We start from the raw sequence: 14,856 nt of genomic DNA, 5'->3' as shown, positions 1-14,856 counted from the left end.
AAAATATGAATACGACTGCGTTACGGTTAGCAAAACTTGCCGAAGCTCGGCAACATTGATAGTGTGATTACGTCAAAATCGCTTGGTACTTATACCGTCAGTATCCCTTGGTAATCACACTACTACACATTAACTGACCTTCGAGGTCTTTCACGTTGTAGTAATTTTGTTCATATCAAGAGCCTCAGGTAGTGATATGGTACAACCACCTTTACACCGACAGTCAGCTAACGGAATTTCAGGCACTTCGCTTAGACTATAATCCCCAACTCTATGCTTTTCACATGCAGAGCAAAAATCCCCTTCGAACCGTATAGTTTTCAAAATATACGGCATACCAAGCTCTTGACACTTTAATTTAGCATCAAATATACGAAACTTGTTTTGTGCAAATAATAACATCATGCGACATACGCAATCAGGGTCCAAGTGAGTTCCATTGTTAGCTAATTTCTTTCTTAATTCATCACCCAGCTTTAACCCCCAAAGAAACATACTAATTGCTCCTTGACGCACTAGAGGCTTTAAATCAGGCTGTATCTCAGAAAGAATGAGTGGCCAATCATCAAGAATATTATTAATTATAAAAACCTCTCTTGAACCACCATAATTAGACCAGTCAACTCCTAAGCCTGATGGAAATGGTAAACTCAGTTGATATTTCCTAACTGGCTCAAAAGCATCTTCAAAGTTTCTATTTAGAGCTGCATGTACTGAAAGCTTAATTGCAGCAAGCATTTCATTTTTAATGATTTTTCCTTTAGCTTCAATTTGTTTCGCTCCCTCACAGGAACAAACCAAAAAATCATGTTCTAATGAATTACCATTGAAATAATTTGGTGCTACTTCCAATATTCTGCGAACTAAAACAGGTTTTGTACCAGAAGTTGGTAGGTTAAGGTTGTGAGAAATCTTTTTTAACTTTGGAGCAGAATAAGTCGCTGTGACAATTTCCTGAGTATTAGCTGACTGTAAAACACCCTCTTTTTCAAATTTATTTAAAGCGAGCTTTGCATCACGGCCTAAGTAACTAGTCCACTCTCTCATACTCAACACTTTCGATAAGCTTTTAGGTTTTAAAAAGCTCTTTAGAAAGTAGTATTCGTTAGTATCCATCATTCGCTTCCTATTGCTTAGAACGATGAATATTATAGCATTTACTTGATGGAGAAATGATTTACCTGAATGTTGACTACTATCAAGCAAAACAATGTCCAATCATATAGCAACAAGCTTTCCAGCTTAGAACTGACGCTCAGTAAAGGTAAGAATTAATCATATCCAACATATAGAGATGTTTTCCGCTATACTAAAAGTAGCACAGAGGTAGCACAGGGTAATTTCTGTTAGTAGGTCTTTACTTGGGAAGTTTATAAAAATGGTGGCCCCTCCCAGACTTGAACCGTTATGTGGTATTAAAAGACTTAAAACCAATACTGACTGTAGCTAGCAAACAGTTCTGATGCATTGATTTAAGAAAGATGAGCACGTGTTTCTGAACTAAAGTTAAGTATGCACCAAAAGTGCATACTTAACTTATAACGTTTGTAATTACCAATTTAATTGCTCACTTCATTAACTAGCAAACTTCTAAGACATTATGTTTTTTGGCTAGTCTAATTGCGTCTAATTTCAATTGCTGCGCTTTATCTTTATCGTATCTCTCAACTTGCTTCGCATAAAAATGTTTAGCTAAACAAAGAGAGCGGTATAAACCTTTTCGAGCTAGCATTTCTATAGACTCATCGTATTGCTTTTTACCTTCAACAATCATCCCGCTTTCCATGAAAGCCATTCCTATGGTTGCTTTAAATGTTGCAGAACAATTAGTATCTTCAACGTCAACCCTTTTTGCTAAAAGCCTCAAATCAACATCAAGGTTTTTTGTTTGCTTTAAAAGTAATTTAGCAACTATCAGGTTATTGAGCTCCCCAAATCTCATATGGGAATGAGGTATTCTCTTATCGGACAATTGAATAACGAAATTGGGGTCGTCAAGTGCAGCAATACTTAAATAACCAGCGTCTACTATTGGGCCTGCGCTATACGGCTGAAATTGATGCATATCAATAAGTTTGCCTCTGCATTCTTCAAATTTTTTCTTTTGATATAAATCATTAACCCCCCCCTCTATTGATTCTGAAGGATGAGGCATATTTTTAAAAGTTATGTTATGTTTATGGTGTAACCAGTGAACGTGAGAGATAACGTTTTCAGAAGGATCTGTCAGTGCTACTTGAATATGCTTTTTCGCTTTTTTGATAGAACCGTTATTAAACTCTATTGTTCCTACACAAGCTGCTAATTCAGAAACCATCGCATTATCACCACCCCAATTATCTATCAACGATACAGCTTTTTTAATGCTTGGGTTTCGAATTTCAAATGCGCTAGATATCGCCGTATACGCACTCATTATTAATGGATTAGAATTCAAATTTGGTCGATTTTTCAAATACCACGATGCCTGCTCAGGGTCTCCAATATGAACGAGAAACCTAGCGTAAGACCTTGCTATAAAGGCATGGTTAGGATCAATATTTTTCGCAACATCAACAGAATGCATTGCTTTATTCATTTCGCCTAATATAGAGTAATAAAAGCCTAAATCCATCCAACTTAAAGAATCCCTCGGGTTAAAATGAACGAGTTTCTTAAGCTTTTGAATAATTAACCTAACCTTGCCTGCATCTGTAGAGTATGAATTATAATTATCCAACATTCTCAGTTCAGGACAAACGAGATGCTTAACTGAATTAGGTAAAGTTTCATAGTTATCAAGTAAAATTCTGTTAATTTCTAGATATAATGGGTGATTTCTTTCATCAGCTTGAATAAACCTAACAAAAACATCTATAGCATTCGGTATACTGCGCTCTGCTTTCCAGAGTTCAACGGATTTCTTAAACCAGAAATCTTCTTCAAAAAGTCCTTCATTGCGAACAATATTTTTTGTAGGGTAATTAAATCTAAAAAGTTTTCTCGACGTATGCCAGCGAGGGATGAGCTGTCTATTGTCCATCATCAATATGTTATGAGCCATATCACTGGATCCCCTTAATTTGACACTTTCTAAGTACACCTGCCATTTTGCTAATATACTTTTCCATTGAAAGCCTCATCACTTTATGTGCATATTTCCCATTCCCTCTTATAAGGTGATCTGGGTAACATAACTCGTTCACCATTTCAGCTAAATCAGAAGCTATTTCTTTTCCAAACAAAGTCGCACAATCTTCTCTAAACCTATTTATAATGGTCGCAAATGCTGATTTTATAAAAGGTAATGCCTCTTCATATGTTGCACGATCTATATGTGGCATCAAAAGTCTAGACTCTTCGATCAACACAGGGGTAATTTGAGCCTTTGAAATGACGTGATATATCAGACTTCCAAACATATGAACATCAGATAATCTCCGATCAATAAAATCTGTGATAGGTATTCTGTAATGCACCTCTATTGGTGCGTAAGATCTATCTCCAGTAAAGCTTAATGCCGAAAAAGGTGACTCGCCTTTAGCATCTGTTACTCTTCCCAGATCTGATATTTTTGACTGCTCATTTTCAAAACATAAAACATTAGAAGGTTTTATATCTTGGTGGGCAATTCCGATCTGATGCAATTGCTTTATTCCTACAGCAACATGATGAAGAGACTTAAAAACATTTTTCCATGACTCTATATCACTATTAATGAATTGAGACCTAAGATCTCCTTCTGCAAGCTCAAAAATAATATAAAAAACTCGATTTAGCGGAGGAAAGGAAACTGGACTGGATATTTCTCCACTATCCAATGGAGTAACGACACGAGTTAATTTCCTGTCCTTACAGTGGTCTAAAATATTTTGCTCAAACAAATACTCGGAGATAGTTTTATTCATCTCTGTAAGTGATTTTGAGGCTACCTTAGATAAATCCATTGCTTTTAGAAAACCAATTTTTCCTTCTGGCGAAATAGCTGTATACCGGGTACAAAAATTACCACCAGTACCGGATGTAGTATTTATCATTTTACCTATTTTCCAACCAGAAGTAGTAACTAGACCCTCAAGTGCTTTTGATGGCATCTTTAAATCTTCTCCCTGTTATATGCACTGATACATGTGAAGCTTCACATGATGTTTTATTTTCTTCTTTCAAGTAAATAAATTACTTAACAATAGATTTATAAAATATCTGAACACACTTTGCTTATGAAATCGATACATTAATTTTAATAGATTAGCTATCAAACACTATGAACAATTATATTTTTACAATAAGTTGTAATGAAAATATAGAATTGACAAAAGGTTACATCAAGGAAAGAGTAGGTCTAATATGAAAGGTTACTGCTTTTGAGAAGATAAAATTCGTTTATGCTGTAAAGCCATAACGCAGCTTAGTAATAACACTTTTTATCAATTCACGACCACGAATTGTATGAATAACTGAATATGGTTTATGGCTATTAAATTGAATATGAGGTGTATTCAACCATTGATTCCAAATATCTATGCTATCAAAGTATGAAGTCCCGAAAGCACATAATTTCGCAATTTCCATTAAATTTTCACTTACTTGTTTATCTAATCTATGCTCCATATTAAGTCTTAATTTTCTCTCTTTTGTACCTATAGCCTCAGCAAAAGCTCTTATCTCCCAACCAATAATGTTGACGAAAGCATTCAGAGCATTCGGAGTGACTCCTAGTTCTACGAAAGCAATTTCAGCAAAGGGATCTGAATTAGCTGTTAATTTACCATCCGAGATTACAGTAATGAAATCTGGTATATTTTCGCAACGAGAATTAACATTCTTCATTTATTTTACCTTTACCAATAAATTATCATTAATGAATATGCGACATATCGAAAATATTAATCAATATTAAACCCATGAATGATCGTTTCTGAACGAGGTAATTTCTTAATTGCTCTTTTGAAAACCTCATACTCACCAACAAAAATTGCACGTTTCTTGCTTCGAGTTAGCGCAGTATAAATCATACTACGCTCCAGAAGCTTAGACTCTTTAACACAACAAATAATAGTATTGTCATACTCTGAACCTTGAGATTTATGAATAGTTATTGCATACGCCAAATTAATCCCTAACTCGAAGCATTGATCTTTAGACAACGTATAAACTCTATTATTAAACTCTGCAATAATATTTTCTGTATTTTCATGAAATTCAACACCAATGATACTTCCTGTCATTCCATTAAATAGCTCTAATTCGTAATTATTGGAAGTAACAATTATGGGATCATTTTCTTTAAGAATACTACTACCTAGTTTGATGCTTTGATCTTCATCACCTTGATTGCACACGAACTGCATCGACTGATTTATAGCTTTGGTGTTATCAATCATCGAATGAGAAGCATGAGGGCTGATAACTTGACCAATATGAGTTTTAGAAATTTCAATTATTTTCTTTATAAGATCTTTTTGATTCGGCTCGCATGGAACAAAAAATACTCCTTCGTCTTCTTTGTTCCATTTCGGAATATTACTGATAACTCCATTGCGAATTGACATTGACAATTGATGTATTGGGCTACCTTGGGTTTGTCGGTGAACTTCCGTTAAGTTTGAAGTTGGCAATCGGCCTACACAAACGTGAAAGAATAAACCGAATCCAACAGGGCTTAATTGACCTGTATCACCTACTAACAGTAAAGAAAAATTGGTGTTTTCTAAATGTCTTAAAAGTCTACTGGCTAGTGAAATATCAACCATGCTAGCTTCATCAATTATAATGATCGGCTTATGCATTTGCAGAGTTGTATTAGCATTGGCTAATTGTTTGATGAAGCCATGAATTGTAAAAGTTATATCATCACGTCCAGTTGCTTCTCTAGCTCGCTCTTTGGCTTTGCCTGCTAGAGCAAGAATATAAACGTTTCGAGAAAATCGTTCAGCAATATCAACAACAGCTTTCAGTACAGTAGTTTTACCAGTGCCACCATAACCAGTGATAACAGATATCCGGCTAGTTAATGACATTTTCACTGCTGATTTCTGTTCATTTGTCAGCGGATAACCAACATCTCTGTGATTTTGAACACTGTAGAGTTCAATTGCACTCACAAGTTCTTTTACTTTTACTCGTGTTATCAACCTTTGCTTTTTAAGATTACTGATTTGTTCTTCTAACAGGGCTTCAATATATCCAACACCTGCTGTTTGAAAGTACTTTTCTTTATCTTTTGTAAAGAAGCAAACGGCACGGACTTTACATGCTTCATCAATCGCATTTTTACTATTTCCTATGCCTATCAGACTAGATACGTTTGATTGGAGATGATGCTCTGACATAGCTGTATCGCCATTCATCAAGTGCTGATATAAAACATACTCAACAGCCCCAACTTTTCGCTCTATTGATTCATTGGAGAATCCAAGTTGCAGCGCAGTTTTATCAATTGCATTCCAGAAGTTTTTTGTAATTGAACCGAAGGCTAATAAACCATAAGGGTTACTCTGAATGCGCTCTAAAGAATTGTATTTGCAGACTTTAATTATTTTCTTCGCAAGAGAAGGATCTAAATGATTTTCCATGAGGAAGTGTGCAAGTTTCATTTCTTCATGCAAGGGATTCCATTTAGAGCAAAGAGCTTTGGCTATAGGCAGGGCTATAGTGTTTGCAATAACGGAGTAATCACCCGCATCCAATAAGCGAACTAACTGACTGGAGCCTATTTTTTCTATTAATTGTTTTACTTTTTTAGGGCCTAAGTGAATACCTCTGAAATTAGGATGTTTGATTAAAAGGCTACTTAAGTAATTATCTGCTGGAAGTGGAACTATTATGCATTCGCTGACAATGACATTCTTTCCATACTTTTCTGTGCGAATTATTTCACCTTTTATGGACCAAAATTCTCCTGACTCTGGAGTTCTAGTCAGTATTTTGTAATTTGCGCGAAACTTGAGTGGATATTTTCGTCCCAATACTGTTCCTGTAAAAATTGCACCACCAAAACTTCCTGCATAGACACTTCCGATTTGAACTGTTTCATTAAAGGAGCCTCTCATGAAAATGCTCTTCTGCCTGTTTCGAGCAGGTGTTGAAATTTATACTCACTTTCTTCTTTGCGATTTATTAATAAGGTGATTTCCTTTTGCGCTAATGCTAGCTCTTTTCTTAGCTGCTCAATTTCGGCAGTGGTTCTTTCTAATTCTTTTTCCAATTTTGATGTATTTTGAGTTAGCTTCTTAGCTTGAACCTCAAGCTTAGATTCTGTTTCTTTTGTAGGAGAAACCTCCGTCCCAATCCTTTCCAAATCTGATTGAAATTGTCGCCCCATTAAAGATTCTTTATTTTGAATCACTCCTCTCTTAAAACCGCACTCTTTGGCAATAAGAGAAATATTAGCGTCACCAAACTGATTAACTGGAAATTTAGTGTTTGTTGCCAAAAGATTTGCTACATATGCCGCATAATTATCTCTATTTATTTTAGCCTTTACGTTAGGAGATAGTCTTTCCTTATTCATTGCTATACCCCTTGAATACTTGTGAGTCTTTAATTTTAGTTTTTTTAAAAGTTTGGAATCAACAACTGTTCGATCTCTTCCTTGGTGTATAACATTAGCTATCCCCTCGTTTTCTAAAATTAGTAATCCTTCGGTAGCTTCAATGATAAACATTATAACTTTATGACAAGCATCAAGGGCTTCCGTGTGGTTATAATTATTATCTTCGAATATAGCTGAGTTTCCCTTATTTTTTGTCGAAGCAACAAGGTTTTGGCTATCAGTATTTAAATTTAGATCAATAAATTTATTAAGAGCTTTAATTTCATTTCGAAGATTTAATAACTCAAGCTGCTCAGTTAAAAGCTGAACATTCTGTGAAGTTAAATCACGTTTTTCTGAGTTAACAAAATAGCTATCAAGTAAATATCGATACTTTCCATTTTTTCTCAGCAGAGTAGTTCGATCTATTTTCCCTTCACCTTTTTTTGGCGTAGATGCTGCCTGACCTTCTTCAATATCAATCATAGAATTAAAGGTTGCTACAGTGTAGTTTGCCAAAGCACTTACGTTATCAAAAACAATATGTGAGCTTTTTAAAGTGCTTAATATATTCTTAAGCTTACTTATTCGATTTTGCACTCTAATATCAACAGATGTCTTGAATCTATTAGTCCCCTTATTTGCCCCACTAGCCATTTTGTAGATGCCTCAGCCCGATGCCATTTAACTTATTATTTTCAAATGGCTTTCTCAAATGAATAATTACTTCATCCTTAGATAGCCCTTCCTTCTCTGCAATATCTCTGACAAGTCCTCGCAATTCATCGATTAGACAAAATGACTCAGTATTTGCTAAAAGCTGTGCAAATTTCTGTTGGTTTATGAGTATTCGATTTCGAATATGTAAAATTTCAGCTTTCAATGATGGTGTAAAATACTCTTTAAACATCTTTGCATCATTCATTCTTAACAAAAATTCAGTGGCCTGTGGGCTCTCTTCAGTTGTTTTAAGAAAGCTCTTGTGCAGCATAAAAGGTTTAGCAACAACATAATTGCTATGTGACAAGTGAGATTCTTCACTTTTTATGAATTCATCGTACTTAATTTGCAAAATTTGGTAAGTATGAATCCAAGCAGCTAATTCCATTGCTACTTCATTTTTTTCGCGATCTAGTTTATCAATGCTTGATTCATCACGCTCTGATTCACTATTCAATAGATTAATTTGAGTCTGATAACTTTTCACTTCACTATTTAATTTGCGTATTTCAGCTAAAATCCGTGGCATATGATCTATTGTTTTTATTGAGTAATAACATTGACCACACTTATATTTACCACAATCAGAAAGAATGTCCGCAGGACATTGGCCATTAAATGGGCAAATATGCGTAGACATAAAAGACATATTAGAAGTTGGGGTTACATCAATTAAGTTGATACCACTTTTAACTTTTCCATTACCTGATTCGGAAACCTCACTAAATGAAGTACCACCGAAGACCCCTCTAATTAGACTCGGTTCTGTATCAACAACCTTTTTCAGCTTAGTATTTACTTCGATACTTTTTGTATTTTGAAAATTAAACAGGTCATCATTTGTAGAAATATTGCCATTTCTCAAGCTTTGTGACTGACTCTCTAATATTTCGAGAACATCATCTTTATCGAGCTGCACATAGTGATGTAAAACTGCTAAAGATTCATGACCAGAAATAAACTCAGCAATAACCCAAGGCGGCAGTACTTTAATTTTCTCACTAATGACAGATGATCGCGTACCGTGGGGCGTGTAATCTGTTTCATAATGTGTCGCTAAAGAAAAAGAATCTTTGATTAAATCTTTTTCGAGTTGATCAAAGTTATCACCTACAGCAATTTCTTCCAGAAAATTTAAGTCATCTTGATTTTTAGAGTCACTGTATAGCTCTTCATTATTCTTATACTCATCATTAAACGTACTCATGGATTCTGGCAAAGGGTTAAGAGGCTTAGCATTAACCTTTTTCATCGCAACATGTAAATCAAAAAACAATTGAATATTGCGATACAATGTAACAGTTCTAGAATAACTAAATGGCTTACTATCGCCGACAGAGGCCAAGTGAAACAATGGGCGAATTTTTTTGTAGGGCGAATTTTTATAGCCGTTGTACGCCAACTCTGGGACAACAATATCAAGAGAGTCTTGAAAAGACTTCAAGCGCTTTAAAAGCTTAATAACTCTCGAGCTGACGAAAGGTGTCCAGCCAGACTTTTTGACCTTATCTGTAGATACTTCAATAAAATCAGAATCTAAATTTAACTCAGACAAAACACTATCAGTCTCATCTTTTAAATGCTTATCGAAAGTATCTCTATCTAGCCATCTGATATGTCTATGTCTTAGTCCAGTTTCTAATGCGACAGCCAGTAGAAATAACCCTTGAAAACAAGGGTAATCATATAATTTACCGTCACGCTTTGAGACAACATTTGTTAGTAGGCGAGAAGGTATTGCTTTGATCGGTATAATTTTGCCGTCGCTGTTATAGTAAATGGGAGTAAAGCCTAGTTTTTGAGTATCATAGTATGAAAATTGATACGATAACTGTCTTTCATACTTTCCCGAGTCAATTAAATAATAAAAGAACTCACATAGTGCATGCACAAGTGAGTGAATTGCAGCAAAACACCGAGAGGGAAAGATTTTCTTATTCGTTCCCTTATTGTTTTTTTTGCTGAGAGGAAAATCAAGTTTTGAAATAGGGTTAATGAAACCGGATGTATACTCATTTCCTTTTTGCTCTTCGAGCCACTCAAAAAATAAAGAAATTGATTTTAAGTTATTGTAATACGATGATTCACCATTATTACCTTTGATGCTAGTTAATAATGATGGGATATTTCCACCAAAATCTTGGTTTCCGTCAATAAAAATTCGATTAAAACCTATAGGACAGGAAGGTACCGCTTTATCTCCAGCAGATTGAAATAAATCTACAAATAAATATTTATTAAGTAGGCCAAGCGCCCTTGTATCATTGCGTTCAGTAGACATAAAGTTTCTACTTCGATATTTCAAATATGCTCTTTGCAGCTCAATCCAAGTCGAAGCTTTTTCATTGTTATCATTTTTTAGTAAATCATCGATGTTATGAATTGTGAGAGAGCGATTAGTATTTAATAAAAAGCTAATTCTATCTATATCAAAGTTACATCGTTCAGGTGCATATCGATATAAAGTTGTTAATACATGATGAAACGGTAGACTATAATGCGGTGAATGATATGCAGAATCATCGATTTTCTTTTGATACATAGCTTTTGAAAACGCGATTACCTCATCAATATCGATATCTTCAATTGTATACCATGTCGACGCGATGAAAATCTTATATGCATAATCTCGACAGTAAGTATTATCACTATCTGGTAAATATTCAGATAAGTCATCAATTTTTGAAGATTTATTCATAAAGCAATTTCTGAAAAGCGCTAATAGCTCTGGATAGATCTCTATTGCATGCTCAAACCAAATACGGTTTTTACTTGATTTTGGGAATGCGTATGAAGTAGGTAATAAAATAGCTTTTCTAGCATAAAGCGCATAAAAGAAAACTCTCAGCCCAGACTTAATCGGCTTAAAAAAAGCTTTGGTAAATGCAGCTTGATTACTATTAGGAATATAAGGCAAGAACTTTCTAAAACTATTTAACGAGGTTGAGTCTTGAGGCTCATCACTTATAGCAAATACATCATGCAGCCATTGCTCAGTAAATAGCTCTGAGTTCAACTCGTGGTTGTGGTAAAATTTGTAAATTGCACATCTGCTGTTAGTCTTCGTCGTAATAGAACTAGCAGAAACTTTCAGATCCCCCCGTATAACATTGAAAGTATCTCTAAAAGCTAAATGAATAGCATCTGATAACTCTTTATTAGATAAAAGTAAAATTAACTCATTAGTAGCATTAAACATTTACAGTCTCCTTATTATTTTTTTTGGGTAGGAGCTTTTCTAGTTTTTTTAATTCTTTTTCATGATATTTAATTCTGATTTCATGAATATTAATTTTTTCTCTCGAAAACATTTCTTCATTCGCATAAGCAATTTGGGCTAACAATAGATCCTGATCTGCTTTGGCATATATTTCGGTTGATTTAATTGAAGCATGGCCCATTAAAATTTTTACATAAGATATATTTAAGCCATAGTCACCTTGCGGCAGTGGAAGATAATTCAAAGTATATACACCGTAGCTATGTCTAAGAGAGTGAATTGAAATACCTTCAATATTTCCATCACAAGAGACACTAGCGTGCTTTTTAAATTGTTTTTCTCGACTACTGCGATCTGATAAGAAATAAGGTTTTCCCGTCTTTTGGTTTTGGAAAATAAATTTATGGGGCATCATATTATTTCTTTCATATCTGAGGTACTTCTCAAGATTTTTAAAAAAGATCGACTTAAAGGGTTCAATTAAAAATGTCATTTTCGTTTGTCTACCTTTCCAGCAAAGTTGCTCGGCTTCTTTTTCTGAAAGCCCTTTTAGCCTGCTCTTATCTGCCCAAGGACTGTTTAGCTCAACTTCATAATTCATTTGATTGATATCTGATATTGTGAGCTGAAGACACTCGTGGACTCGACAACCTGAGGCTGCTAAGAATGCATATATAGTCTTATCTCTGTAACTCGTAGCAGCATCAATAAGCTTTGCGATACAATCAAGAGGAAAGTGTCTGACATTTTTTCTCGACCGGTCTACGACACGCTTTAGAATACCAAGCCTGACTTTTTTAAGGTTATCAGGGCTTTTAGCTATTACACCTCCGAGCAAACTATTTTCCTTTACTTTTTTTGCTTCAAAAGTAGTGACATCACGATATTGAATTTTGAGTATTCTGCTGATTTTTGGGTTTTCGAATGACTCTATTTTTAATTCGTAGTATTGAATAAAACTCGTTAATGCTGCATTTATAACTGAAATCGAAGAATACGCTGTATTTTTATTCTTTTTATTTTCTATAGCAATTTTTTTAGCCAGTGCAATATCTGAATCAACACCGAAAGTCAGGTATGAATTATATGAATATATAATATCTTCAATAATAGAATCTGTTATGATTCTCTTTACTGACTCTATTTCATAAGCACGATGTAAATAGTTAAGAAAGCGTAATATATGCTCAAGATAAACTTTAATTGTACTTGATGAATAACCTCGACTTTTTAAATCACGAGCATACAAAGCAATTGAAGGATAAACAGTACCACTTTCATCTGTCACAACAGCATCCAGTTTATTTCCAATAAAATAAAATTTTTTACGAAGCATTCTAATTTCTACTCAACACAGAAGACAAAAAGAAATATAACAGCAACTTTTAAATTTACAACCCTTTGATTAAAAAGAATATTTATGACAAAAAAAGATATTTTCAGATTTTTTAAAGAAGTTAATTAATACAAAATTAAGATATAAAACAAAACAACTGCTTATAAAGTAATTTAGTTAACTTAGATGAAAAGGTAAGTGAGATTAGAGTAAAAAAATTCTCGAAATTATTTTAATGAGTAGCCAATTAAGAGAGTATTTTCATGTTATTGATCAGATTTTTTATAGTTTAAAATGATAATTATAGATTGGGAGGGGGGGAGAAGGTATTAAAAATTAAGAACTCTCTTCTCAATTCATAACATTGAAAAGGTAAGCAAATTAGCTCACCATTATTGTTTGTGAAGATACAGTTAGACAAACCCGCTTTTGAACAAGAGGAAGTTGGCTCACCGACCATTCATCATTTCTCCAACCTTAATAAATGCCGAAAGATTGATTCGTAACGTCTGCTAACCTGAGAAGCGGAACTTAACATCCCGAGTAGCTTCGCCTTGTTTTCAGGTTTTAGGCGTCCTTCGATGTACTCGACGTATAACTCGTGGATCGCTTCATGGTGCTTATTTTGGACCTGTAAGCCTTTATCGTTAATTGCGACGCCTGTCACTAGCTTGGTCTTTTCCGGAGGGCGAGAAAACTCTTTATGATACTGATAACCGTAACCGTGTATTAGCTTCTTAACCTCCCATATAAAAGCCCCTGAGACAGTCTTTCCTGAAAACGTTAAGTCATCCACATAGACCGTAAAGGTTATCTGATTAGTAGCGGACAACTCGCCTATTTTTTCGAACATCGGCAAAGACGAAAAGAACGCTAAGATCTGACTTAAAGGACTCCCCGTCGGGATATGGCCATTAACACACGCTAGATTTGTAACTATTTTTGATACATCAGGTGAGCAGAATAAACAGGACCTGAAAAACTGATAGACGGCTTCTCGTTTCGTTGACAGGTAATATTTCTTAATATCGAGTTTGACCAGCGCGGAGCCTTCTTCGTGGGCCATGGCATTCGTTATATGAGATTTTTTCTTGACTCCTGAATGCAGGTATTCAGGAGTTTCAATTCGCTGTAAGAGGTTAAATAGCCTCTTGTGGAGCTGCTCTAAGGTTGGCTTCGGGACTTGGACTTCTCGGCTTTTACCATTCTTTTGAATAGTGAATATTCGGAAGTTATTTTCGTTTTCGGATAAGCTCCGTAAGGCTTTAAGGTCCATACCGAGTAACTCGGCTAGCTTCTTTTTTGCCTGTAATCTATATAAGGGCGATTGTTCTTTGGGATAACGGTTCCGTGTTCTCAGTTTTTATTCCTCCAACGATATAGTTATCTAGAGGTCCCGAGCCATCACCCTCGACGAGCCACTCCAAAAAGTTGCCTATCGGGTCCTCAACCCATCTATAAAATCTATAGAAAGCCAAGAGTTTAGTAAGCCATTTACATGGCTTGACTAGATGTTTAACGACTTTACGTCGCTTTATTCGGGTCTGTTCTTCTTTGCTTGGGTCGTCTGTATTAGACATAACTTTATCCTCATGGTTACCGGGGCGATTGCCACCGTCTCACTCGTAACTTAAGGACGGGAGAAAAGAACAGTTTTTATCCTCCAGATTCCAAGACCGTTCGTTTCTCACCGAACGGCCTGCACGTCATTCATTGATACATGTCATACGAGTAATACGGCGACACGAAGAACGGATAAGCGCGCAAAGGGTTAGGGTTTTATCCCTTCGGAAACTAACGCTTCCCAATAGTATGAGATTATTCCCGCTTTCCAAGTAACATCATTATGGGGGGCGTTTGTTTATTAATCAATACAAGGGTGTTAAATTTCTCTAACTCATTTTTGGACAAAAATGAGTTAGAGACTGAGGTCGGTTTTGTGCCCAGACTGTGTGAAAACTCTGATCACCTTTTGGTCTAAGTATGTTCTGCTTATGATCTATTAATCTATACATTTAGTTCACTTAATATACTGATATTTATATAATTAGACTATTGATTCAGTTG

The 14,856-nt window shown here is 35.1% G+C and carries 9 protein-coding genes; all 9 read right to left on the bottom strand.

Annotated features, from left to right (window positions below; genetic code table 11):
• Positions 1-150: 150 nt before the first annotated feature.
• Positions 151-1,119 (bottom strand): SAP domain-containing protein, encoded by a 969-nt coding sequence (locus tag L1264_RS20315; protein WP_199527151.1) that lies wholly within the window; start codon positions 1,117-1,119, stop codon positions 151-153.
• A gap of 460 nt (positions 1,120-1,579) precedes the next feature.
• A complete protein-coding gene (locus tag L1264_RS20310; protein ID WP_199529275.1) occupies positions 1,580-3,043 on the bottom strand; it encodes a hypothetical protein in 1,464 nt (487 codons plus the stop codon).
• Between the two features lies 1 nt (position 3,044).
• Positions 3,045-4,073, bottom strand: coding sequence for a protein kinase domain-containing protein (locus L1264_RS20305; RefSeq protein WP_199529276.1), 1,029 nt, complete (start codon positions 4,071-4,073; stop codon positions 3,045-3,047).
• Positions 4,074-4,362: 289 nt separating this feature from the next.
• On the bottom strand, positions 4,363-4,809 hold the full coding sequence (locus L1264_RS20300; protein WP_199529277.1) for an antitoxin Xre/MbcA/ParS toxin-binding domain-containing protein: 447 nt from the start codon (positions 4,807-4,809) through the stop codon (positions 4,363-4,365).
• A 56-nt stretch (positions 4,810-4,865) separates the two neighbouring features.
• Entirely contained in the window at positions 4,866-7,031 is a 2,166-nt protein-coding gene (locus L1264_RS20295) for an AAA family ATPase (protein ID WP_199529278.1), read from the bottom strand.
• Positions 7,028-8,170 carry a hypothetical protein gene (locus tag L1264_RS20290; RefSeq protein ID WP_235404498.1) on the bottom strand — a complete coding sequence of 381 codons (1,143 nt, stop codon included), beginning with the start codon at positions 8,168-8,170 and terminating at the stop codon, positions 7,028-7,030. Before L1264_RS20290 ends, L1264_RS20295 begins: the two co-directional genes overlap by 4 nt.
• Positions 8,163-11,432 carry a hypothetical protein gene (locus tag L1264_RS20285; RefSeq protein WP_235404496.1) on the bottom strand — a complete coding sequence of 1,090 codons (3,270 nt, stop codon included), beginning with the start codon at positions 11,430-11,432 and terminating at the stop codon, positions 8,163-8,165. The genes L1264_RS20290 and L1264_RS20285 overlap by 8 nt, the downstream gene beginning before the upstream one ends.
• Positions 11,425-12,789: a tyrosine-type recombinase/integrase gene (locus L1264_RS20280; RefSeq protein ID WP_199529282.1), complete on the bottom strand. Its 1,365-nt coding sequence runs from the start codon at positions 12,787-12,789 to the stop codon at positions 11,425-11,427. The genes L1264_RS20285 and L1264_RS20280 overlap by 8 nt, the downstream gene beginning before the upstream one ends.
• Before the next feature lie 463 nt (positions 12,790-13,252).
• Complete coding sequence (locus L1264_RS20275; protein WP_063702798.1) at positions 13,253-14,065, bottom strand: reverse transcriptase family protein; 813 nt, start codon at positions 14,063-14,065, stop codon at positions 13,253-13,255.
• Between the last annotated feature and the right edge of the window lie 791 nt (positions 14,066-14,856).

Source organism: Pseudoalteromonas sp. APAL1, from assembly GCF_021532475.1.
GTDB lineage: Bacteria > Pseudomonadota > Gammaproteobacteria > Enterobacterales > Alteromonadaceae > Pseudoalteromonas > Pseudoalteromonas lipolytica_C.
This window is presented reverse-complemented; position numbering and strand designations above follow the sequence as displayed.